Origin of the sequence: Allobosea sp. OAE752, assembly GCF_050433265.1 — a bacterium.
In the GTDB taxonomy this organism is placed as follows: Bacteria; Pseudomonadota; Alphaproteobacteria; order Rhizobiales; family Beijerinckiaceae; genus Allobosea; species Allobosea spartocytisi.
The window spans coordinates 155267-175357 of sequence record NZ_JBNPXO010000010.1; the positions used below are offsets into that span (position 1 = coordinate 155267).

At 62.5% G+C, this 20091-nt stretch carries 23 protein-coding genes, 1 pseudogene and 1 other annotated feature; of the genes and pseudogenes, 17 read left to right on the forward strand and 7 right to left on the reverse strand.

All coding sequences use genetic code 11. From position 1 onward, the window contains the following. Nucleotides 1-66 precede the first annotated feature (66 nt). The 4 genes from GGC47_RS22585 to GGC47_RS22600 all read left to right on the forward strand — a co-directional run bounded on the left by GGC47_RS22585 (nucleotide 67) and on the right by GGC47_RS22600 (nucleotide 2958). Nucleotides 67-1026 carry an AraC family transcriptional regulator gene (locus tag GGC47_RS22585; protein ID WP_429068883.1) on the forward strand — a complete coding sequence of 320 codons (960 nt, stop codon included), beginning with the start codon at nucleotides 67-69 and terminating at the stop codon, nucleotides 1024-1026. Nucleotides 1027-1142: 116 nt separating this feature from the next. Beyond that, the gene (locus GGC47_RS22590) at nucleotides 1143-2237 is read left to right on the forward strand and encodes a quinone oxidoreductase family protein (RefSeq protein ID WP_429068884.1); all 1095 of its coding nucleotides are present in this window, start codon (nucleotides 1143-1145) and stop codon (nucleotides 2235-2237) included. Between the two features lie 27 nt (nucleotides 2238-2264). Further along, entirely contained in the window at nucleotides 2265-2561 is a 297-nt protein-coding gene (locus GGC47_RS22595; RefSeq protein ID WP_429068887.1) for a YciI family protein, read from the forward strand. Between the two features lie 64 nt (nucleotides 2562-2625). Then, nucleotides 2626-2958 (forward strand): EthD domain-containing protein, encoded by a 333-nt coding sequence (locus GGC47_RS22600; protein ID WP_429068889.1) that lies wholly within the window; start codon nucleotides 2626-2628, stop codon nucleotides 2956-2958. Nucleotides 2959-2969: 11 nt separating this feature from the next. On the opposite strand, the gene GGC47_RS22605 is transcribed toward GGC47_RS22600, so the two are convergent. Continuing rightward, complete coding sequence (locus tag GGC47_RS22605) at nucleotides 2970-3848, reverse strand: LysR family transcriptional regulator (protein WP_112765077.1); 879 nt, start codon at nucleotides 3846-3848, stop codon at nucleotides 2970-2972. A gap of 92 nt (nucleotides 3849-3940) precedes the next feature. Between GGC47_RS22605 and ripC the strand changes: the two genes are divergently transcribed. The 4 genes from ripC to poxB are packed head-to-tail and all read left to right on the forward strand — an operon-like array spanning nucleotide 3941 to nucleotide 8452. Then, on the forward strand, nucleotides 3941-4783 hold the full coding sequence (gene ripC, locus GGC47_RS22610; RefSeq protein WP_429068891.1) for an itaconate degradation C-C-lyase RipC: 843 nt from the start codon (nucleotides 3941-3943) through the stop codon (nucleotides 4781-4783). 47 nt (nucleotides 4784-4830) lie between these two features. Next, on the forward strand, nucleotides 4831-5358 hold the full coding sequence (ripB, locus tag GGC47_RS22615; RefSeq protein WP_112765040.1) for a (R)-specific enoyl-CoA hydratase RipB/Ich: 528 nt from the start codon (nucleotides 4831-4833) through the stop codon (nucleotides 5356-5358). Between the two features lie 33 nt (nucleotides 5359-5391). Then, complete coding sequence (locus GGC47_RS22620; protein ID WP_429068894.1) at nucleotides 5392-6714, forward strand: acetyl-CoA hydrolase/transferase family protein; 1323 nt, start codon at nucleotides 5392-5394, stop codon at nucleotides 6712-6714. Nucleotides 6715-6724: 10 nt separating this feature from the next. Then, nucleotides 6725-8452, forward strand: coding sequence for a ubiquinone-dependent pyruvate dehydrogenase (poxB, locus tag GGC47_RS22625; RefSeq protein ID WP_429068897.1), 1728 nt, complete (start codon nucleotides 6725-6727; stop codon nucleotides 8450-8452). Between the two features lie 412 nt (nucleotides 8453-8864). On the opposite strand, the gene GGC47_RS22630 is transcribed toward poxB, so the two are convergent. Beyond that, nucleotides 8865-9107 carry a hypothetical protein gene (locus GGC47_RS22630; RefSeq protein WP_429068900.1) on the reverse strand — a complete coding sequence of 81 codons (243 nt, stop codon included), beginning with the start codon at nucleotides 9105-9107 and terminating at the stop codon, nucleotides 8865-8867. A gap of 78 nt (nucleotides 9108-9185) precedes the next feature. On the opposite strand from GGC47_RS22630, the gene GGC47_RS22635 reads away from it, so the two are divergent. Continuing rightward, nucleotides 9186-9362, forward strand: coding sequence for a hypothetical protein (locus GGC47_RS22635; RefSeq protein ID WP_429068903.1), 177 nt, complete (start codon nucleotides 9186-9188; stop codon nucleotides 9360-9362). A gap of 399 nt (nucleotides 9363-9761) precedes the next feature. Here the strand turns inward: GGC47_RS22635 and GGC47_RS22640 are convergent, their stop codons facing one another. Continuing rightward, nucleotides 9762-10094, reverse strand: a complete 333-nt coding sequence (locus tag GGC47_RS22640; RefSeq protein WP_185747880.1) for a DUF1236 domain-containing protein — start codon at nucleotides 10092-10094, stop codon at nucleotides 9762-9764. Between the two features lie 146 nt (nucleotides 10095-10240). On the opposite strand from GGC47_RS22640, the gene GGC47_RS22645 reads away from it, so the two are divergent. The 6 genes from GGC47_RS22645 (at nucleotide 10241) to GGC47_RS22670 (ending at nucleotide 14727) form a co-directional block, all read left to right on the forward strand. Further along, nucleotides 10241-10771 (forward strand): hypothetical protein, encoded by a 531-nt coding sequence (locus GGC47_RS22645; RefSeq protein ID WP_429068906.1) that lies wholly within the window; start codon nucleotides 10241-10243, stop codon nucleotides 10769-10771. Nucleotides 10772-10804: 33 nt separating this feature from the next. Beyond that, entirely contained in the window at nucleotides 10805-11074 is a 270-nt protein-coding gene (locus tag GGC47_RS22650; protein ID WP_429068908.1) for a DUF6894 family protein, read from the forward strand. A gap of 170 nt (nucleotides 11075-11244) precedes the next feature. Then, nucleotides 11245-12741: a sensor histidine kinase gene (locus GGC47_RS22655; RefSeq protein ID WP_429068910.1), complete on the forward strand. Its 1497-nt coding sequence runs from the start codon at nucleotides 11245-11247 to the stop codon at nucleotides 12739-12741. 26 nt (nucleotides 12742-12767) lie between these two features. Further along, nucleotides 12768-13181, forward strand: a complete 414-nt coding sequence (locus GGC47_RS22660) for a response regulator (protein ID WP_038357980.1) — start codon at nucleotides 12768-12770, stop codon at nucleotides 13179-13181. A gap of 22 nt (nucleotides 13182-13203) precedes the next feature. Then, nucleotides 13204-14271 carry a sensor histidine kinase gene (locus GGC47_RS22665; RefSeq protein WP_429068912.1) on the forward strand — a complete coding sequence of 356 codons (1068 nt, stop codon included), beginning with the start codon at nucleotides 13204-13206 and terminating at the stop codon, nucleotides 14269-14271. Nucleotides 14272-14580: 309 nt separating this feature from the next. Beyond that, entirely contained in the window at nucleotides 14581-14727 is a 147-nt protein-coding gene (locus GGC47_RS22670) for a hypothetical protein (RefSeq protein ID WP_429068915.1), read from the forward strand. 194 nt (nucleotides 14728-14921) lie between these two features. Beyond that, nucleotides 14922-15081: a sequence feature (23S ribosomal RNA rRNA prediction is too short), on the forward strand. Between the two features lie 198 nt (nucleotides 15082-15279). On the opposite strand, the pseudogene GGC47_RS22675 reads toward GGC47_RS22670, so the two are convergent. The 4 genes and pseudogenes from GGC47_RS22675 to GGC47_RS22690 all read right to left on the reverse strand — a co-directional run. After that, nucleotides 15280-15414: pseudogene (locus GGC47_RS22675) on the reverse strand (AAA family ATPase); the annotation flags it as partial. An 88-nt stretch (nucleotides 15415-15502) separates the two neighbouring features. After that, the gene (locus tag GGC47_RS22680; RefSeq protein WP_429068917.1) at nucleotides 15503-15934 is read right to left on the reverse strand and encodes a PIN domain-containing protein; all 432 of its coding nucleotides are present in this window, start codon (nucleotides 15932-15934) and stop codon (nucleotides 15503-15505) included. Continuing rightward, a complete protein-coding gene (locus GGC47_RS22685) occupies nucleotides 15934-16236 on the reverse strand; it encodes a hypothetical protein (RefSeq protein ID WP_142021311.1) in 303 nt (100 codons plus the stop codon). Before GGC47_RS22685 ends, GGC47_RS22680 begins: the two co-directional genes overlap by 1 nt. A 168-nt stretch (nucleotides 16237-16404) precedes the next feature. Next, nucleotides 16405-17223, reverse strand: coding sequence for a transglutaminase-like domain-containing protein (locus GGC47_RS22690; protein ID WP_429068925.1), 819 nt, complete (start codon nucleotides 17221-17223; stop codon nucleotides 16405-16407). Nucleotides 17224-18451: 1228 nt separating this feature from the next. On the opposite strand from GGC47_RS22690, the gene GGC47_RS22695 reads away from it, so the two are divergent. After that, nucleotides 18452-18790: a helix-turn-helix transcriptional regulator gene (locus GGC47_RS22695; RefSeq protein ID WP_112765029.1), complete on the forward strand. Its 339-nt coding sequence runs from the start codon at nucleotides 18452-18454 to the stop codon at nucleotides 18788-18790. Next, nucleotides 18780-20090: a type II toxin-antitoxin system HipA family toxin gene (locus tag GGC47_RS22700; RefSeq protein ID WP_112765028.1), complete on the forward strand. Its 1311-nt coding sequence runs from the start codon at nucleotides 18780-18782 to the stop codon at nucleotides 20088-20090. The genes GGC47_RS22695 and GGC47_RS22700 overlap by 11 nt, the downstream gene beginning before the upstream one ends. Nucleotide 20091 lies beyond the last annotated feature (1 nt).

Consider the following 20091-nt stretch of genomic DNA (forward strand, 5'->3'; position numbering starts at 1 on the left):
ACTTGCACGTCGGACGATAGGTCTCCATAAATCCATCAATCGTATCCGTTAGTCCGAAGATCAGATATGGATCCCCTTTCCGACATCCTGACGATGCTGTCCGTCCAACGGGCCATCCCGCTCCGGTTCGAGAGCCGCGGGCCTTACGCGATGCGTTTCGGGCCCTATCAGCATCTGAAATTCGGGTCCGTCCTGTTCGGGCATCTGCGGCTCTGGGTGGATGGCCAGCGGGAACCGATCCGGCTGGAGACCGGCGACTGCTATCTGTTGACGGACGGCAGGCCCTACCGAACCTACAACGCCGAGGACATCGCCGAATTCGACGGCACCGCCTACTTCATGGCCAATCGAAGCATCGACGGTGTCGTGCGCCTTGGCGACAGCCCACCGGACAAGATCGTCATCGGCGGCCGTTTCACCTTCGATGAGGAGGGTGCCTCCTGGCTGCGGGAGGCGCTGCCGCCCATCATTCATATCAAGGCGGATGCTCCGGAAGCCAGCGCGCTTCGCGATACGCTTGTCCTTCTCGGCAAGGAAACCGGAGGCGGCGCGCCGGGCGAAAGCGTCATCATCGACCGGCTGGCCGACATTCTGCTCGTCCAGGCCATTCGAGCACATCTTGCCAGCGCTGCGCCCGAGACGGCCAACTGGCTGGCGGGCGTTGCCGATCCGAAGATCGGCCGCGCGTTGCGCAGCTTTCACGCTAATGTCGCGCACAATTGGACGGTTGCGTCGCTGGCCCAGGTGGCAGGCATGTCGCGCTCTTCCTTCGCCGAGCGGTTTCGTGCGCGTGTCGGCCTGTCACCTCTCGACTATCTGACCCGCTGGCGGATGTACCGCGTTCGACGCGCGCTCCTCGACACAGATCAGGCATTCGCCACGATCGCCGAGCACAACGGTTACCAGTCCCGCACGTCTTGCAGTCAATCCTTCAAACGCATCTTCGGTTACGCGCCGGGGACCCTGCGAAGCGTCAGCCGGGAAGAGGTCGGTGAGAGGGAGGACGGGGTGCCGGCGTTGGCCTGATACCGCTCGCAACGCAAACCCGGACGGTCGGATACGTATCGCGGACACTTCGAGCCGCATCGTCCATTGAAGCTGCATCTCCATTGCTATCATTTGGATAGCCAAAGGAGATCGTGATGACTCATTCCATTCCGACGACGATGAAAGCGTGGCGGCTCAGCCGCCTCGGCGGCGAACTCACATTCGACACCGTACCGGTGCCCGAGGTTCGCCCGGGGAGCATTCTCCTGAAGGTCGAGGCCTCGACCCTCATGTCCTACATGAAGCCGTATGTTGAGGGTAAGCTGCCGCCCTATCATGCGCCAGATGGCGCGTTCACCCCGGGCGGTAACTGCGTCGGCGTTATACGGGCCGTCGGTCGCGACGTCTGGCAGTTGCGGCCCGGTCAACGGGTGCTGCTCTCCTCGCTCTTCCGCTCCGCCGAGAATGTCCCGGATCCGGCCCAGCTCCTGATCGGCGTTACATCCTTCGGACCCGATAGCGAGAAAATCCAGGCCGACTGGCCCAACGGCTCGCTTGCCGAATACACCCTGCTGCCCGCTTCGGCTGTCGTCCCCGCCGATGGCTTCGACGACATGGCCGCGACGCAGCTCAGCGCGGCGGCCCGCTTTGTCGTGCCTTACGGCGGGCTGGTGCGCGGGCGCCTGGCGGCCGGCGAGACGTTGATCGTCAACGGCGCTACCGGCGCCTATGGCAGTGCGGCCGTGCTGATGGCGCTCGCCATGGGAGCTGGCCGTGTCGTCGCCGCAGGCCGCAACGCTTCAAAACTCGACACGCTCACCGCGCTCGGCGGCAAGGCTGTCGTACCCATCGTCCTGAGTGGCAACATCCAGCAGGATGCGAAGGCCCTGCGGGAAGCAGCCGGCGGCGGCGCTGAGATCGCCTTCGACATGATCGGCGGCGCGCAGGAGCCGAATTCGACGCTCGCCGCGCTCAATGCCCTGCGTCGCGAGGGGCGTCTGGTGCTGATGGGCAGCCTGATGGTCGACCTGCCGGTGCCCTATCTCCAGCTCATGCTCAACAGCATCGAGATCATCGGCAATTTCATGCACAAGACCGACGCCTTCCGCAATGTGCTGGCCCTGGTCCGCGCCGGCCGCCTCGACCTTCGCGCGATCATGCCGAAAGTCTTCCCGCTCTCCGAACTCATCTCTGCGATGGATGCCGCTGGCGCTGCCGGCAGCCTTGAGCAGGTCGTGATGCAACCCTGATCGAAACCACACTTCGAGGACATTCCCATGCTCATCATATCGTTGACGCCCAAAGGCACGCCCGAGCAGCTCGAACCCATCCGCGCGGCTCATCACGCCTGGGCCGCGAAGGGGTTCGAGGACGGGCTTCTTCTCGCGGGTGGCCGCCGTGTTCCGCCGACCGGCGGGATGCTGTTCGCGAAGAACGATCGCGCTGCGGTCGATGCTTTCGTGGCGGCCGAGCCGTTCACCCGGCAAGGTCTCGCTGAGATCGTCGTGGCCGAGGTCAATGTCATGACCGTAGCGCCGGGTCTGGATGCCTTGAAGGACGGTCAGGACGCCTGACGGCGTCCATCACCACAGGCGGCGCGCCGCACGTCGCCTCCAACAACCAGGACATGGAGCCAAGATGTTCGAGCTGATGACCATCATTCGCAAGCGGCCGGAGGTTTCGACGGAGGAGTTTCGGGCCTTCATGGAACATGAATACGGTCCGACATACGTCGCGATGCCGCAAACGCGATCCTACACTCACTATTATCTCGAAGACCTGACGACAGATGGGATCGAGGCTCCCGTCGACGCGATCGTGCAGATCTCCTTCGACTCGGAAGAGGAGTTGGCCAGTGCCCTGTCGACGCCGAGCTATCGCGATGCCGCCGAGCGCCGAAAGGCCTTCATGCAAGAGACCTCGCGTGGAATCCATCCGACCCGCATCGCAAAGACCGTAAGGCTGGTCTAGCAACCGGTCTTTCAGGAAACGGCGCGCGCCACGAAATTGCGGACCACCGTCGACGTCTCGCCTCGACGATAGGCAAGCGCAAGGCGGGTCACCGGAGACTGGCCAGCGATCGGACGGAAGACGACACCTTTCACGCTCAACTGGCTCATCGAGGCCGGAACGACAGATACCCCGAATTCGGCCGAGATCAGGTTCACGACCGACGCGATCTGCGGCACGAACTGCCCGATCGTCGGCTCAAAACCTGCACTCCGACAGGCTTCGACGACCGTGTCATACAACGTCGGTCCGATATCACGCGGGAACAGTAGAAACGCGTCGTTCTTCAACAGCGCCAGGTCGACTTCCTGATGTTTGCCCGCCGGATGTCCTTCAGGAAGGACGACCATCATCGGCTCCTCCGACAGCAGGCGTAGCTGAAGCCCGGCGATGCCGGCCGCGTCCGGCCTCAGGAACACGGCGTCGAGCGACCCCTCCCGCAAGCCGGCCACGAGCCGCGTCGTGTTGGCTTCTTCGAGCGTGAGATGGACCTCGGCATAGGCGCGCCGGAACGAACGGATCGCCGAGGGAACGACGACATTGAAGGCTGCCGACGCAGTAAAGCCGACACGAAGCGATCCGGTTTCGCCGCGCGCCGCACGCCGCGCCGCCACTGAGGCCCGTTCGACCAGCGACGGCATCTCCTTCACGCCTTCGAGAAACGCCTTGCCGGCCTCAGTGAGTTCCGCGCCGTGAGCGACCCGATGAAACAGCGGCGCTCCGACCTCCGCTTCCAGATCCCTGATCTGCTGACTGAGTGGCGGCTGACCGATGCCGACCTTGGCGGCAGCTCTTGTGAAGTGCTGCTCCTCCGCGACAGCCAGAAAATAGCGGATATGCCGCAGCTCCATCATCATCTCCAAAACCACTTATACTTGATAGTATCATATATTGGATCAATGAAGAATGGGGGACTACCTCTTGGGGCAAAGGAGACCGCCCCATGTCGAACATCGCCCCTAGCCCCACCCGAAGCTGGCTATTCACGCCGGCAACCCGCCCCGACCGCTTCGCAAAGGCTGCCTCGGTGGGCGCCGATGTGGTCATCCTCGACCTTGAGGATTCAGTCGCCGCCAGCGACAAGGATCGTGCCCGCCAGGCGGCGCTCGACTCCCTAGCAAGCCGCAATCCGGACGGCATACGCCATGCCCTGCGCGTCAACGGGCTCGACACGCAGGCCGGCCTGCGCGACTTCACGGCATTGCTGGAGACTGAGGCCAGCCCCGATTATGTCGTCCTGCCCAAGACCGAGACGGCGGGGCACCTGCAAATCCTCGACCGCCTGCTGACGGCGGCAAAGCGGCCCTCGAAGCTGGTAGGCATCATCGAAAGCGCGCGGGGCCTCGCCGCCGTCGAAACCATTGCCACGGCAACGCCGCGGCTGGCCGGCCTCATGTTTGGCGCTGCCGACACGGCGGCAGATCTTGGCGCGGCCACGGCATGGGAGCCGCTGGCCTTCGTCCGTGCCCGACTGGTCTCGGCCTGCGCGCTCGGCGGCGTGCTCGCGATCGATGCCCCTTATTTCGACATCCGCAATCCGACTGCCTTGGAGCAGGAGATCGCCCACGCCACGGCCTTCGGCTTCAACGCCAAGGCCGCGATCCACCCGAGCCAGGTTCAGGCCATCAACACGGCCCTGACCCCGACGCAGGAGGCAGTGGCAGCGGCTCGCGCGATCCTCGCCGAGAACGCCAAGGGCGTGGGCACGGTCGCGGGCCAAATGATCGACGAAGCAGTCGCACGCAAGGCGCGCCGTACCCTCACCGCTGCCGGGCTCACAGCATAGCCCCGCGCCCCCTCAAAACGTCACCTCGAGTCAATGGAGATAACACCATGGACACCATCCTGCCTGCCTACAAAGCCGTTGGCGAACGCCGCTATCGCGAAACCTCCGGCCTCTATTGGGAAGATTTCGAACCCGGCGACGTGTTCGAGCACCGTCCCGGACGCACCGTCCTCGACGTCGACAACGTCTATTTCACCCTGCTCACGCTCAACGTCCAACAGGTCCATTTCGACGCCGCCTATGCGGCGAAAACTGAGTGGAAGAAGCTGCTCGTCGACTCGACCTTCACGCTCGCTCTGCTGACCGGCATGAGCGTGCGCACTGTCAGCGCCAAGGTCGTCGCCAATCTCGGCTGGGACAAGGTGAAGGCCACCCATCCCGTGTTCGCCGGCGACACGCTCTACGCCGAGAGCACCGTGCTCACGAAACGCGAGTCGAAGAGCCGCCCGACGCAGGGGATCGTCACGGTACGCACGCGCGGCGTGAACCAGGACGGCATCGAAGTGATGAGCTTCGAGCGGACGATGCTCGTCCACCGGCGCGGCCACTCGCCCGAAGAAGCGGCCAACTACTGAAAACAGACAACCCGATAAGAAGGAGAAGCGGTCATGGATATTGCCGCGCTTTATGCATCCAAACTGACGACACCCGAACAAGCGGTGGCCGCCATTCCCTCCGGCAGCCGCCTATCAATGGGCATGTTTGCGGCTGAGCCGCCGGCGCTGTTGAAGGCGCTCGCCGACCGTGCTGCCGCCGGTGAGGTCGGAGATCTCAGGATCTATTACTACGAGACGGCGAAGATCGCCGGCGACACGGTCCTGCGCTACGAGCTCAACGACCGGATCAAGCCCTACAGCATGTTCGTGACCGGCGTCGAACGCGCGCTCATCCAGCGCGGCATGGAGGATGACGGCCGCAAGGTCGTCAATTATGTGCCGTCCAACTTTCACCAGGCGCCGCGGTTGCTGACGGACGAGATCGGCATCGACACCTTCGTGCACACCGTCTCGCCAATGGACCGCCACGGCTATTTCAGCTTCGGCACCGGCAACGACTATTCGACCAAGGTTGCCCGCTCGGCCAAGAGGCTCATCGTCGAGGTCAACGAGAACATGCCGCGCGTCCAGGGCGAAGGCGCTGCGCTGCATGTCTCGGAGGTCGATGCGATTGTCGAGAACCATGTTCCGCTGCTGGAATTGCCCTCCCGCGGAGCCACCGCCGAGGACGAGGTGATCAGCCGCGCCATCGCCGAGCTCGTGCCGGATGGGGCCTGCCTGCAGATGGGTGTCGGCGCACTCCCCAATCTCGTATGCGCTGCTCTCACTGGCCGCAACGATCTCGGCATCCACACCGAAGCCCTGAACCAGGGCCTGGTCGATCTCCTGCGCGCTGGCGTCGTCACCAACCAACGCAAGACCGTCAACCGCGGCAAGTCGGTCTACACCTTCGCCATGGGTCAGAAGTCGATGTACGACTTCATCAACGACAATCCGTCCATCGAGAGTCGGCCGGTCGACTATGTCAACGACCCACGCATCATCGCGCAGAACGATAACGTCATCTCGATCAATGCGACGCTGCAGGTCGACCTGACCGGCGCCTGCAACTCCGAGCACATGCTCGGCCACCAATATAGCGCCACCGGCGGACAGCTCGATTTCGTGCGTGGCGCCTACGCGTCGAAGGGCGGCAAGTCGATCATCGCGGCGCGCGCGACGGCGGCGAAGGGCAAGATCTCGCGCATCGTCCCGCGGCTTGACGGACCGGTCACGACTCCGCGCATCGACACGCACTATGTCGTCACCGAGTTTGGCGTCGCCAACCTCAAGGGGCTGTCATCGACCGAGCGCGCCTATGCGCTAATCGGTCTCGCCCATCCCGAGTTTCGCGACGAGCTCACCGCCGCCGCCAAAGAACTGCACCTCATCTAAGGAGGATATCATGGCCAAGACAGTTGCCGATCAGATCGTCGAAACGCTCGCCGCCGTCGGTGTCGAGCGCGTCTATGGGATCGTCGGCGATAGCCTGAACGGCTTCACCGATGCGCTGCGGCGTCATGGCGGCATTCAATGGCTCCATGTCCGGCACGAGGAGGTCGCCGCCTTCGCCGCCGGCGCCGACGCCCACGTCACCGGTGGGCTAGCCGTCTGTGCCGGGAGCTGCGGCCCCGGGAACCTGCACCTCATCAATGGCCTGTTCGACTGCCATCGCTCGCGCGTGCCTGTCGTCGCCATCGCCGCCCATATCCCGTCAGCGGAAATCGGCACGGGCTATTTCCAGGAAACCCATCCCGAGCAGCTCTTCCGCGAATGCTCCAGCTATTGTGAGCTGGTCTCGACCCCGGAGCAGATGCCGCGGGTACTTGAAATCGCGGTGCGCCGCTCGATCGCCGAGCGCTGCGTCAGCGTCGTCGTCATCCCCGGCGACGTTGCGCTCAAGCCGGCCATGAACGCGTCGGCCACGCTGCCCTTGGGTATTGCACCGGCACAATCCGTCATCGTGCCGGCCGAGGAGACTCTCGATCGGCTGGCCCGCCTCCTGAACAAGGCCGAACGGGTGACGCTGCTGTGCGGCAGCGGGTGCGAAGGCGCTCACGACGAGTTGATGCAGCTTGCCGAAACCCTGAAGGCGCCCATCGTCCATGCCATGCGCGGCAAGGAACATGTCGAATGGGACAATCCCTACGACGTCGGCATGACCGGCCTGATCGGCTTTGCTTCCGGCTATCACGCCATGGAATCGTGCGACTCCCTTCTTATGCTCGGCACCGATTTCCCGTATCGGCAATTCTTCCCCAAGGGCGTCCGAATCGCTCAGATCGATGTCAGGCCCGAGGCCATCGGCAGGCGGGCACCGGTCGAACTCGGCCTCATCGGCCAAGTCGCGCCGACGCTGCGCACGCTCCTTCCTCGCCTCACCGAAAAGAGCGATCGACGGCACCTCGATGCTGCCCTTAAGAACTATGCCGAGGCGCGCCAGGGATTGGATGACCTCGCCACCGGGAGACCCGGCGGCGTCTTGCATCCGCAGCATATCGCGCGGCTGGTGAGTGAGCTCGCGAGCGAGGACACGATATTCACCTGTGACGTCGGTCTTCCGACCGTCTGGGCGGCGCGCTATCTTGAGATGAACGGACAACGTCGCCTGCTCGGATCATTCTGGCACGGCTCGATGGCCAATGCGATGGCGCAGGCGATCGGCGCGCAGGCTGCCTTCCCGCAACGCCAGGTCATCTCCCTGTCAGGCGATGGCGGTTTCACCATGCTGATGGGCGATCTGCTCACCCTCTCCCAGCTCAACCTTCCGGTGAAGGTGATCGTCTTCAACAATGGTGCGCTCGGCTTCATCGAGCTTGAGCAGAAGTCCTCCGGCTTTCTCGATACCGGCACCGAGCTCATCAATCCCAACTTCGCCGCCATGGCGGAGGCTGCTGGCATCAAAGGCATTCGCATCGAGGATCCGGCGGAAGTCGAGAGCAAGCTCGCCGAAGCGTTGGCCCATCCCGGCCCCGTGCTCGTCGACGCAGTCGTCAACCGGATGGAGCTCGCCATGCCACCGAAGGTCACGGCCGAGATGGCGAGGGGCTTCACCCTCTATATGCTCAAGGCGGTGCTTAACGGCCGCGGCGACGAGATTGTCGAGCTCGCGAAGTCGAATCTAAGGCGATGAGCGGTCATCGATGAAGGTGCACGCTCGGGTGATCTCTTGCTGGCCATTGCGTGCGCCGGTGCGATTTCTCGGCGGCCCATGGTCGTGCCGTCCGAGGGTAACCGTAGCTGTCACGGGAAACTCGTGACCCTGCATGCGTTTCGGAAGCGGGAAGGATCACACAGAATACGGCGGGACGGTCACAGAACGTCATTTGTTCCAGACACCAAACCCATACCCCAGTCCATTCGATGCTTCGCATAACGTACTGATAAACAAAGAATTATTTCTTTGGCTGTTTTGGTCCACAACCAGCCGCTTCATCTTGTCGGCTTCCTCATGCCTATCGGCAAGTGAATGAACATCTGAAGGCGCCGCGCTTCCCGGAGCATCTTTGCCCAGGGGTTCGTCAGGCAGCTTTTGCGCCCTGGTCTCAATCAACGCCATCACTGGCCTGAAGAGAGCGGGCCTGCCCAGGCGTCAGAGTCATCGACGGATGCTCAGGCACGGCGACGAAGCCGTCAAACTGGATGCCAAGCCGCACGATGGCCTGATAGGCCGACACCGGCTGCGCTGCGCATTGCTGCGTCGTCAACGTCTCATCGTTTGAAGGGCCCGCTGCAGCCGAACCCGAGACAGCCGCCGCAAGAGCTGCAATTGCTACGAGCTGGTTCATAGGTGCCTCCGCAGCCGGTGGGGTTACGCACCTATGAGAACGGGTTGCAGACGCTTCCGTTCCCTATGTGAGGGCGAAATGAAGCTCCTCGACACAGAAAGCCCGGCTGGTCGCACGATCGAACTCGTCGCCGATCTCGTCAAGCATGGCAGGCTGTCCAAGGCCGAGGCGAGGGTGACCGAAGACCTGGCGTGGCATTCGGGAAGGGCTGAGGCGTCGGCACGCCTTCATCAAGTCGTATGCTCGGGTTGTTGATCCCCGGCGAGATCTCGGGAGTGCGGATTCAGGCTATCCAAGGAAGGCTTCCGCAAACCGCTTCTAATACATCTTGTCCTACGAAACGACGGGCCGCCGGACGGAGCAGGAGCAAGCTCGTGGATGCCGACAAGAAAGATGCTCGCTTTGGATGACGAAGCCCTCGACGCTGTGACAGGCGCTGCCCTGACCGATGCCATGAAGCGATGAGTCTCTAAAGACCGATCTCGACAAAGGAGCCGGCATCGGTGGAATGGGCATCTCAGCCGTCATTGGCGCCAGGATCGGGGCGTACGTCGGCCTTATCAAGGGCATCAAGAACGAGATATTCTGGAGCCAAGGCGCCGCCGTAACAGCAGGCCGGCGACCCCTATGCCGCCGGCCCGCGCATATTGCCGATTAGTCGATGATCTGAACAACTCGACGCGTGCTCGGCTCGACCAAGACCGGGCGGTCATTAATCACCGTGTAGCGATAGCCGCTCACGCCGTATTCGGCCGGAACCTCGCGATACACGACGCCTTGCTGAGGCAGGACGGTGCCGACGGTAAGCGGCTCCGAATAGGTGAACGAGGTCGGGCGCTGAGTGATCACATACGCCTTGAAGCGCGGTGCCAGTTCACTGCGCATCGAGGGCGGTTCCGGGAGGCCATTCGGCTGCCCCTGACCCTGAGCCATAGCAGTGGCGGGCAGCAGGACGATCCCTGCGGCGAACAGAACATTCCTGATCATCTGGATTTCCTACGTCGACGGTTAAGCCGAAGGTCGACCCTGCTATCCCTGCGGCGGAAGAACCAGATGGGTGGCGCAATGTTCCGTGCCGCCGCAGTATGGCGGACAATCGGAAAGGGTCGCGGGCTCGTTGTCGAGCGGGAATTTTGAGTTCCTCTGCAGAATTCAATTCAAATCAAACGTGGCTGCCAACGGGGCGGGAAGCGCGAAGGCTCCGGAAGAAAGAAGGGATCGCAGCCCGCGCCACTCGCGAGCAGAAGGCGACCCTTTCCGACCTCGCCAAGGTCCATACAGAAATCGCCCTGAAGGCTCTTGTCGCGGTCGCGACGAAGAGCGAGAGCGATTCCGCCCGCGTCGCTGCGGCGAAAGCCATCCTCGACCGTGGACACGGCAAGCCAACGCAAGCGCACCAGCACTCCGGTGCCATCGGCTCATATGACCTCACTCGTATCAGCGACGGCGATGTCGCCAGCTTGAAGCCACCTTCAGTCCGCTTGCCGACGCTGGCCGAGATCAGGGCGGAAAGGCGTAGGCGAGAGCAGGAGCGGGACCGGGAGAGGCTGGCACGAGACGTCGAGACCATTCGCACTGGCTGCACGACGCTTGTGCGGCCTGGCGGATCTCCATCACACCATCTGGGCTTCCAGCCCTGCGTCGCCAAAATCGAGATGGCTTGAGGAACAGGTTGGCCTCGCCTGCATTGGGTAGGCATGCCGAGCTACTTCTTTCATACCCGCGACGGAGACAAGCTAGACATCGACGACGAGGGCACTGATCTGCCCGATGACCAGAGCGCGCGAAATGCCGCCAAGGAACTCCTCGCTGAACTGAACCGCGAAAAGCTACCCAATGGCGACAACATGTTGCTTTCGGTCACCGTGGAGAATGCTCAGGGTGCAAAAGTCTACGTGGCCAATTTGCGCCTGGAGAGTCTTCCCGGAGATGATTCGACCGTATCCAAGCCCAAGAGAACAAGTTGAAGGACAGGGCTCTGCCGGCAGTCCTATTCGAAGCCAGCACTTCTCGTGGAAATCCAAGGCGTGCTCAATCAGTGGGCGATGCACAAGAACGAGCTGGATGCAATGTCATTTGCTGTTGCTCTAGAAGCTTCGATTGGTGAAGAGAGAGGTATCTTCACCTGGTCCTTTGCATGCCGATCTCGCAGGCGTTTTTCCAACGCTCGAACGCCCTACTCCTGGCCATCGGCATCGCGGTGCTGCTCGCCATCGTCGCGACGTCCCTGTGGCTGACGACGGCTAGCGAACGCTATTTTGGCGAAGTGACCGCAGCTCGCGCGGTGCGGAGTTCATCCGCCGACCTGCTTTCACTGGTGCAGGACGCCGAGACGGGGCAGCGCGGCTACCTACTGACGCGCGACGAAAGCTATCTCGCTCCCTACAACGCCGCCGTCTCCCGGCTTGCGGAACAGCGCGCTCGGCTTGAACGGGCCGCGGCGAGGTTGCGCGAGATCGGTCCGATTTTGCAGCGGATCAACAGCGAGCTTGAACAGAAGATGGCGGAGCTCGCCGCAACGGTCGAAGCGACGCGCAAGGGCGATACCGAGACGGCAATGAGCTTGGTCCGCAGTGGAACCGGCAAGCGCTTGATGGATGAATTGCGTTCCGATCTAAGCGCGATATTGGCCATCTCGGAAACCGAGCTCAGGGCGGCGATCGATGCCCAGGTCACGGCCTCATCGCGACTGCGCTGGACGACCATCATCGGCGCCATTTTGATCCTGGCTATGGCTGGAGCGGCGAGCTGGACGATCATCAGCTATACGCGCGAACTCGTCACGGCCCGGCGCCAGGTCGAAACGCTCAATCTCGGCCTCGAAGAGCGGGTGCGCGAGCGTACCGACGCGCTCCTCAAGGCCAACGAGGAGGTCCAGCGCTTCGCCTATATCGTGACGCATGATCTGCGGGCGCCGCTGGTGAACATCATGGGCTTCACCAGCGAGCTCGAAGCGATGTTCAAGCCGATCGACGCCTTTGTCGTCGCCGGACATGCAGCCTCCCCGGAGCAGAAGGCGGCCGCCGAAGAGGCTCTGCGGGTCGATGTCGCGGAGGCGATCGGCTTCATCCGTTCGTCGACGCGCAAGATGGACGGGCTCATCAACGCGATCCTCAAGATTTCCCGTGAGGGCCGGCGTGAATTGCGCGCCGAAAGCATCGATCTCACCGGGCTCATCGAGACTGCGGCAGCGGCGGTTCACCATCAAGCCAGCGCGGAGGAAGGCGGCGGGATCGAGATCGACGCGCAGGTTTCCCGCATCACGAGCGATCGCCTGTCTCTCGACCAGGTCATGGGCAATCTCCTCGACAATGCCATCAAATACCGGGCGCCCGATCGTCCGATCCGGATCGCCGTTCGCACCCGCAGGGAGCGTCGCGGCTGGGTGAAGATCGAGATCGAGGACAATGGCCGCGGCATCGCAGCGGCGGATCACGAGCGCATCTTCGAACTGTTCCGGCGCTCGGGCGCCCAGAATACGGCTGGCGAAGGCATTGGTCTCGCCCATGTCCGCACGATGGTGCGCAATCTCGGTGGCGACATCGCCGTGCGCTCAGAACTTGGAAAGGGCACGACCTTTACCGTGACCCTGCCCCCCGACCTCGCGGCCTACAAACGGAGTGCCCAAGCGTGACCAATGGAAAGCCCGTCTCGATCATCATGATCGAGGACGATGAAGGCCATGCCCGCCTGATCGAGAAGAACATCCGCCGCGCCGGCGTCAGCAACGAGATCATCCCCTTCGCCAACGGCACGGATGCGCTGAACTACCTGTTCGGTGCCGACGGCTCCGGCGCCATCAGCGCCGGCCGCCAGCTCCTCATACTGCTCGACCTCAACCTGCCCGACATGGGCGGTGTCGACATCCTCGAGAAGGTAAAGGCGAACACGCATACCAAGCGTTCGCCGGTCGTCGTGCTGACCACGACAGACGACAGCCGCGAGATCCAGCGCTGCTACGATCTCGGCGCCAATGTCTACATCACCAAGCCCGTGGACTACGACGGCTTCGCCAATGCGATCCGCCAGCTCGGGCTGTTCTTCTCCGTCATCCAGGTTCCGGAAACGCCATGACCAACTCGCGTGGCAGCCGCTGATGCCGAACCGGCCGATCAACGTCCTCTACATCGACGACGACGCCACACTGGGGCGGCTCGTGCAGCGCATGCTCGCGCGCCACAACTATATCGTCGAGCATGTCGAGAGCGCGGAAGCAGGTCTCGCGCGCGTGGCCGCGGGCGGGATCGACGTCATCATCCTCGACCACGATCTTGGGACGGCTTCGGGGCTGGATGTCCTTGCGGCGCTTGCCAGGGATGCGGCTTCTCCCGCCGTCATCTACGTGACCGCTTCCTCGGAATTGTCGATCGCCGTAACGGCGCTGAAGGCCGGCGCCTTGGACTATGTCGTCAAGACAGTAGGCGAGGATTTCGAGGTGCTGCTGCGGGCGGCGCTGGAGCATGCCGTGGTGAAGACGCGGTTGACCCGAGCGCGCGAACAAGCGGAGCAGGAAGTGCGAGCGGCTCGAGACCGGGCGGTGGCATTGCTCGCCGAGGTCAATCACCGCGTTGCCAACAGCCTGTCGCTAGTCGGTTCGCTCGTCCGGATGCAGGCGAACGCGGTCGAGGACCCCGGCGCCAAGGCGGCGCTTGCCGAAACTCAGGCACGGATTGCCGCGATCGGCAATCTCCATCGTAGCCTCTATACCTCCGACGATGTGCGTGTGGTGGATCTCGCAGGCTATCTCCGTTCCCTGTTGGAAGAGTTTTCCCAGTCACTTGCTGGCTCCAGCCAAATGCCGACCATCCGCTTCGAAGCCGTGCCTGTGTTGGCGAAAACCGACAAGGCCATCTCGATCGGTCTGATCGCGACGGAACTGGTCACGAATGCGCTGAAATACGCCTATCCTAGCGGTGCCGGCGACGTGCGTGTCAGCCTCTCCCGCAACGGCGACAAGGTCACTCTCAAGGTCGTCGACGACGGTATCGGCTGGACCGGGACCGGCACAGTCAAGGGAACCGGCCTCGGCAGCAAGATCGTGCGCGCGATGGCCAGGAGCCTCGCCAGCGAGCTGCGCTACGAAGATACGGGCGGACGCGGCACCCACGCCGTCATGGACCTGTCGCTGATAGGTCTGGCGCCGTCCAGCTCCGAGGCAGCCTGAGCCGCGTCGGGGGCTTGAACGCTATTGGCAACCCAACAACTTTCGAATCTTGTCCGCAAGCGAGGCCGGACTGTTGGGCTTGCGCAACCTCACTGCCCCCCAGGACCGACGGAATCCGCGAATAACGAATACGATATTCCCCTCCATTCTACGCCACAACCCGCCGTCAAGATGCGCAAGCGCGATCGCGACTAGTCGGGGAGACTGCGCAGCGGGGTCGCGGATTCGGCAACACCCGCCCCATCAGCCAAATCTGACGAGGTCGTGGGCACTCAGCGGCCCCCCAGGGCCTTGGAATAGGCGGATGCCATGCTCGACGTCGCCAAGATCGATACCGAAGTAGCCGAGCTGCTCGATCAGCTCGGCCGCCTCTCCTTTGGCGACTGCGTCATCGCCGGCGTAAAAGAGGACGCGGGGACCGCTTCGGTCACTGGATCCTTCTCGAGAATACCCTAGAAGTGATGGTTGAAGGCTTTCACGATGCGCGCGCCGGGTGCCCACTCCGCGACGATTGAGGTCGATGCGCGCTCGCCGATATCGATGGGCGGTAGCGGCACGCGCTGCATCGGATTATTCGTGTCGATGAGGATGCGGCCGTTCCAGTCCCACGTAGAAGGGCCATCGCTCAACGGATAAAAAGGTACGCCGGGGATAACGGGCTGATGATTCCCAAGAGTCCATATCGACGGAATCGTTTGGCACCTCGGTGTCGGCTCATCACATCCTGGGGCTGGAGAAGGTCCCAAGGGTTCGGCTGTTCACCGATTAAAGTGGTACGTGAGCTGGGTTCAGAACGTCGTGAGACAGTTCGGTCCTATCTGCCGTGGGTGTAGGAGAATTGAGAGGATCTGCCCTTAGTACGAGAGGACCGGGGTGGGCTGGCAGTAGCGCATCTAGTTCTACATCGGCCTCGGTATCACCCTCCCAGGCCTCTCCGAGCGCGTCAATTTTGGGCCAGTTGGCGATTGTAATGTCGCGGAGTGCGAGGCGCGCCGGGGACAGCAGGAAATAGCGGAGGGCGACCATTGCGGACGTCTTCCCGCTATTGTTCGCTCCGACGAAAATCGTGGTCTTCTCGTCAAAATCAATGTGAGTCGACTTCAGCTTTCGGAAGTTCGAGACTTCCACAAATTTAATTTTCATCAGCCCATCCCCCAGTTGGGCTTTACTCCATTCCTGTCGCACGCCCTAGGTGTTGTTGATCACTGCAACGTCCACAAATTGTCCAGCTCTATCCGGACTTCTCTCTGAGCGGGTTGAGGATATTGATCCCGAGAAAATCGCGCTCATTGTCCGTGACGACGACGCAATCGTTCGCGGCGGCGATGGCGGCGATGATGGTGTCGAGCCCGCTACGCGGACGGCCTGTGGGTCTACCTTCTGCCATCAACTCCGCCCAAACGAGACCGGCCCGTTCGTCGAAAGACAGGATCCGCCCAGCGAACAGGGCCTGCGGACCTTGTGGCCCGCTGAACCAGGCATCGAGTTGGTCCCGACGTTTGCCGGCTGGCTTTTCGAGCACGCCTCGGCGCAACTCGGCCAGCGTTAGCGATGCGATAAAGAGGTCATCGTCGGACTGTTGAGCCATCCAGGCGATCAGCGACTCCGATGGCGCCGGCTTGGTGAAATTGCTGATGATGTTGGTGTCGAGCAGGTAGCGCATCAAATATCGACCTTCCGTCCTTCCTCACGCGGACGGGTCAGGTCGAGTTCGGAGCCGATAAGGGGCGAGGCCAGCAGCGCCTTCAGGATACCCCCCTTTTTCGGGAGCTCGCCGGAAATGGACTGTTTGACGGCCGCGCGCAGTCGATCGGCGTCGGAACCGCCCTCGGCCAGACGCTTGGCGACTGACCGGATCAGCTCGCGGTCGTCGTCGCGACCGATAACCTCGAACCGCGCCATACCCCGCTCGGTCAGGCGACTGCGATAGTTGTCGATTGCTCGGCGCTGAGGACTCTTGCTCATTCTGGCTTTCCGGGCTATAACCGGTAATATAACCAGAACGCTGGGAATCTGCAAGGCCGACAGGTCGCGAGGGCGGATTTGGACTTGCCGAGGAAACCTTAATGCGCAGCAAGATGCTGGCCTACATCCGCTGTTGGCGCGTCCCGAACATCTCTTAGTTGCGGCTGACTACGTCGCCCCTTCCACCACCTCGTCGGTCCAGACCTTGAAGCTGGTCAGCGTGTTCGGCCCGAATGTGGTGGCGATGGCAACATCGGCCGCATCCCGGCCGCGCGCGATCAGTACGCGACCAATACGCGGCACGTTGTTGCGCGGATCGAACATCTGCCAGCCGCCTTCGAGATAGGCTTCGAAGGACGCCGCGAAATCGCCCGGTGGATAGGGCGGCGGCGTGCCGACATCCCCGAGATAACAGGTGCAGTAGCGTGCCGGGATATTCATCGCCCGGCAGAAGGCAATGGCGAGATGAGCGTAGTCGCGGCAGACGCCGCGGCCTTCACCATAGGCGTCGGTCGCCATGCGAGTTACGCTGGCATCGTTGTAGTTGAAGGCGATGCGCTGGTTGACGAAATCGCAAATTGCCTGAACGCGTGGTGCGCCAGGCCGGGCATGACCGAAGAGCTGCCAGGCGAGATCCAGCAGGCGGTCACTGTCGCAGAACCGACTCGCCAGCAGGAAGACGAGGCTTTCCTCGGGCAACTGTTCAACTGGGACTTGGCCGGCATTGAGGTCGTGGCTTTCCGGCAGGCCGCTATCGGAGATGATCGCGTCGGCGGTGATCCGCATCGGCCCCTGCGGTGCCAGCAGCCGAGTGCACCAGTTGCCGAAGCTGTCCCGGTAGGCGCTGACGGGCACCGAAGGCTGGATGCGGATATGGTCCGGTGGAGCAAGGTCCGATACCCGACTGAAATGCACGTTCAGCATCAGGATGACGGGTGTCGGTTGCGGAAAATCGTAGTCGAGTTCGTAGCCGATCCTGAGTTTCACGCGATGCCTTCTGCGCGATCACTGTGCGCGAACATTGGCTGGCCCGTTGACTAGGCAGGCCATCATGCATTTTCTCGGCCACGGCGATATAGGCTGCGTTTGATCTCATCGGCAGGGGCTCGCCATGTCCGCTTTCGGGCGTCGGCGCAATGCCCCGTTCCAACGCCTAGCTGACATCCGAAATACCCGCTGAGCCAAGCGGATAGATGCATGCCCTTTGCGTACGCCACCGAACTCCCCAGCGACAGCCCGCGCCGGAGCCGTCCTGGCCGATCTCGAGTTCATTCAGTTCCCCCCGACTGCGCTCGATGGATCGGGCAGTCCGATGGCGCTGATCAGCGAGGCCGTTCGAGGCGAAGGTGCGCGACAGCGATCGTTGACCTATTTCGCTCGACCCCTGAGAAACAGACGGTCCTGTGGTGCGCCAACAGCGAGTGTCTGTGCGAAGATGCGCCACTGTCCTTAATGTGCCTGAACCGGGAGGCATATGAAGGAGAACATTGGTCGAGCCATCCGCTAGGCGTTGGCGCAGCTCTCGATAAGCGCTGACCTGGTACTTCCGTAGGCGTTCTATCGGGCGGGCAAGCCTAGATGGCCCAACTTCCGTGATTTCATCGTCATCGTATCGGACATTTAGATAACTAAATAATTGATGGGCCGGCGATCCGTTTAAAGATTGAAAGGTGCGTCGAAGTATATCGGGGGTCGAATTTAGGGATGACAATAATATCGTATATAGCGACAGCCTCGTCATTCTTTAAGAAGCGAAGCAATAGATCGCGGAGCAAATCGTTGCGCAGGACGCCGGGGGCGCCATACTGCCCAACTGTAAGCTCCGCTAGACCTTCGGGGCCGTCAACGCCGGGCAGAACATGCTCCGCGAGTTCGACCGTTGAAGGCGAGACAAATGGCTTAAGTTCGTCGACTGAGCAGCGACTGAGCACCTCAACAAGCCGCCTGCTCAAAATCACCCTCCACCCGATGCCAAGCCCGAAGTCCGCGGAGCAACCGTCCGCGCGTGCCCGGGCGCTCCTGGATCGATCTGGAGAAGCATTTTATTCGAGGTGTGGGCGATGCTAGCCGATAAACAAGTTGGGGGATGCATCCCACCTTATTCTGCTTAATGCTCGATGCATGCCACATGTCGTTGACAAGCATGCGGAGACCGATTACGCATTTGTGGGTTGCATCACGCATTAACCGCCCTAACGCTGGATGGGTCTCGCAAATGCCTGCTTCGAAGAAGCGTAGCTATGCCCGCTACACGATCGCCGCGGTCGAGCTTCTCGGCACGCTCGTCCAGCTTGAGCGCAAGTCCCGGCGGATGACCGCGCAGGAGATGGCCGACCGGCTCGGCATCGACCGCAGCACCTTACAGCGGCTCGAGCGGGGCGATCCAAAGGTCGAGCTAGGGCTCGCCTTCGAGGCCTGCGCCATCCTCGGCATTCCGCTGTTCGAAGAGAGCGCGCAGGGTCTGACCATGCGGCTCGACGAAGCGGGCAAGCGCCTGGCGCTGCTCCCCAACCGGGTGCGGCCCAGGCAGCTGAGCGTCAGCGATGACTTCTAAGCTGCCTCATCCACGCGAAGCCTTTGTCTGGACCTGGCTGCCCGGCGCCACCGAGCCAGTCGTCGCCGGCCGGCTGGTGCCGGACGGCGGGCGCATCCAGTTCATTTACGGCCGCTCCTATCGAGCGCGCGCCGATGCTATTCCGCTCTATCTGCCCGAACTGCCGCTTCGACCCGAGCCGATCGCGCCGCTTGGCACCTTGACGATGTCGAGCGCGATCCGCGACGGCGCGCCCGATGCCTGGGGCAGGCGCGTGATCCTCAACAAGACCTTCGGAGTCAAAGCTGAGGCGCTCGACGGGCTCGAGCTCGACGAACTGGTCTTTCTGCTCGAATCGGGCTCGGACCGGATCGGCGCGCTCGACTTCCAGACCTCGGCGACGGCGTATGTTCCGCGCGGCGGCAGCCATGCAACGCTCGAAGAACTGCTCGCTTCGGCCGAGAAGGTCGAGAAGAACCTGCCGCTCACTCCCGAGCTTGATCAGGCCCTTCACCATGGCAGCTCGATCGGCGGCGCCCGGCCTAAGGCGCTGATCACCGACGGCTCGCGCAAATATGTCGCCAAATTCTCGAGCAGCAGCGACACGTACTCAGTGGTGAAGGGCGAATATATCGCCATGCGCTTGGCTGCGCTCGCGGGCCTGTCTGTCGCGCCGGTGCGGCTGGTTCATGCCGCAGGCAAGGACGTGCTGCTGGTCGAGCGGTTCGATCGCGTGGCGGAAGAGACCAGTTGGCGGCGGCGGGCGATGGTTTCGGCGCTTACCATGCTCGAGCTCGACGAGATGCAGGCGCGCTATGCGAGCTATCAGGATCTTGCGGAGACGATCCGCTTCCGCTTCACCGAACCGACCGCAACCTTGCACGAGCTTTTCGCACGACTGACGCTCAACATCCTGGTCGGCAACGTCGATGACCATGCCCGCAATCACGCCGCTTTCTGGGACGGGGCGCAGCTCAGCCTCACACCCGCTTACGACATCTGTCCGCAGGCGCGCGCCGGCGAGGAGGCCAGCCAGGCGATGCTGATCAGCGGCCAGCAGCGTTCGAGCCAGATCGCCACCTGCCTTGCCGCCGCCGGCGATTTCCATCTCGCGGCGGACCGGGCGATCGCGATCGTGTCCCGGCAGCTCGAGACAATCGGTGCGCATTGGTTGCCACTAAGTGACGAGGCGGGCTTAGGGCGGGTCGACAGGACATTGTTCTGGGGTCGCCAATTCCTCAATCCGTTCGCCTTCTACAGGCTCGATGGGCCAGCGGCGGCGCTCGCTGAGCGCGCCGCCGCAATCCGCGCGGCGGTCTAGG

Bases quoted from the DNA above. Each gene is read 5' to 3' on its own strand.
- GGC47_RS22585 (WP_429068883.1), top strand. From the start codon at position 67: ATGGATCCCCTTTCCGACATCCTGACGATGCTGTCCGTCCAACGGGCC.
- GGC47_RS22590 (WP_429068884.1), top strand. From the start codon at position 1,143: ATGACTCATTCCATTCCGACGACGATGAAAGCGTGGCGGCTCAGCCGC.
- GGC47_RS22595 (WP_429068887.1), top strand. From the start codon at position 2,265: ATGCTCATCATATCGTTGACGCCCAAAGGCACGCCCGAGCAGCTCGAA.
- GGC47_RS22600 (WP_429068889.1), top strand. From the start codon at position 2,626: ATGTTCGAGCTGATGACCATCATTCGCAAGCGGCCGGAGGTTTCGACG.
- GGC47_RS22605 (WP_112765077.1), bottom strand. From the start codon at position 3,848: ATGGAGCTGCGGCATATCCGCTATTTTCTGGCTGTCGCGGAGGAGCAG.
- ripC (WP_429068891.1), top strand. From the start codon at position 3,941: ATGTCGAACATCGCCCCTAGCCCCACCCGAAGCTGGCTATTCACGCCG.
- ripB (WP_112765040.1), top strand. From the start codon at position 4,831: ATGGACACCATCCTGCCTGCCTACAAAGCCGTTGGCGAACGCCGCTAT.
- GGC47_RS22620 (WP_429068894.1), top strand. From the start codon at position 5,392: ATGGATATTGCCGCGCTTTATGCATCCAAACTGACGACACCCGAACAA.
- poxB (WP_429068897.1), top strand. From the start codon at position 6,725: ATGGCCAAGACAGTTGCCGATCAGATCGTCGAAACGCTCGCCGCCGTC.
- GGC47_RS22630 (WP_429068900.1), bottom strand. From the start codon at position 9,107: ATGAACCAGCTCGTAGCAATTGCAGCTCTTGCGGCGGCTGTCTCGGGT.
- GGC47_RS22635 (WP_429068903.1), top strand. From the start codon at position 9,186: ATGAAGCTCCTCGACACAGAAAGCCCGGCTGGTCGCACGATCGAACTC.
- GGC47_RS22640 (WP_185747880.1), bottom strand. From the start codon at position 10,094: ATGATCAGGAATGTTCTGTTCGCCGCAGGGATCGTCCTGCTGCCCGCC.
- GGC47_RS22650 (WP_429068908.1), top strand. From the start codon at position 10,805: ATGCCGAGCTACTTCTTTCATACCCGCGACGGAGACAAGCTAGACATC.
- GGC47_RS22655 (WP_429068910.1), top strand. From the start codon at position 11,245: ATGCCGATCTCGCAGGCGTTTTTCCAACGCTCGAACGCCCTACTCCTG.
- GGC47_RS22660 (WP_038357980.1), top strand. From the start codon at position 12,768: ATGATCGAGGACGATGAAGGCCATGCCCGCCTGATCGAGAAGAACATC.
- GGC47_RS22665 (WP_429068912.1), top strand. From the start codon at position 13,204: ATGCCGAACCGGCCGATCAACGTCCTCTACATCGACGACGACGCCACA.
- GGC47_RS22670 (WP_429068915.1), top strand. From the start codon at position 14,581: ATGCTCGACGTCGCCAAGATCGATACCGAAGTAGCCGAGCTGCTCGAT.
- GGC47_RS22680 (WP_429068917.1), bottom strand. From the start codon at position 15,934: ATGCGCTACCTGCTCGACACCAACATCATCAGCAATTTCACCAAGCCG.
- GGC47_RS22685 (WP_142021311.1), bottom strand. From the start codon at position 16,236: ATGAGCAAGAGTCCTCAGCGCCGAGCAATCGACAACTATCGCAGTCGC.
- GGC47_RS22695 (WP_112765029.1), top strand. From the start codon at position 18,452: ATGCCTGCTTCGAAGAAGCGTAGCTATGCCCGCTACACGATCGCCGCG.
- GGC47_RS22700 (WP_112765028.1), top strand. From the start codon at position 18,780: ATGACTTCTAAGCTGCCTCATCCACGCGAAGCCTTTGTCTGGACCTGG.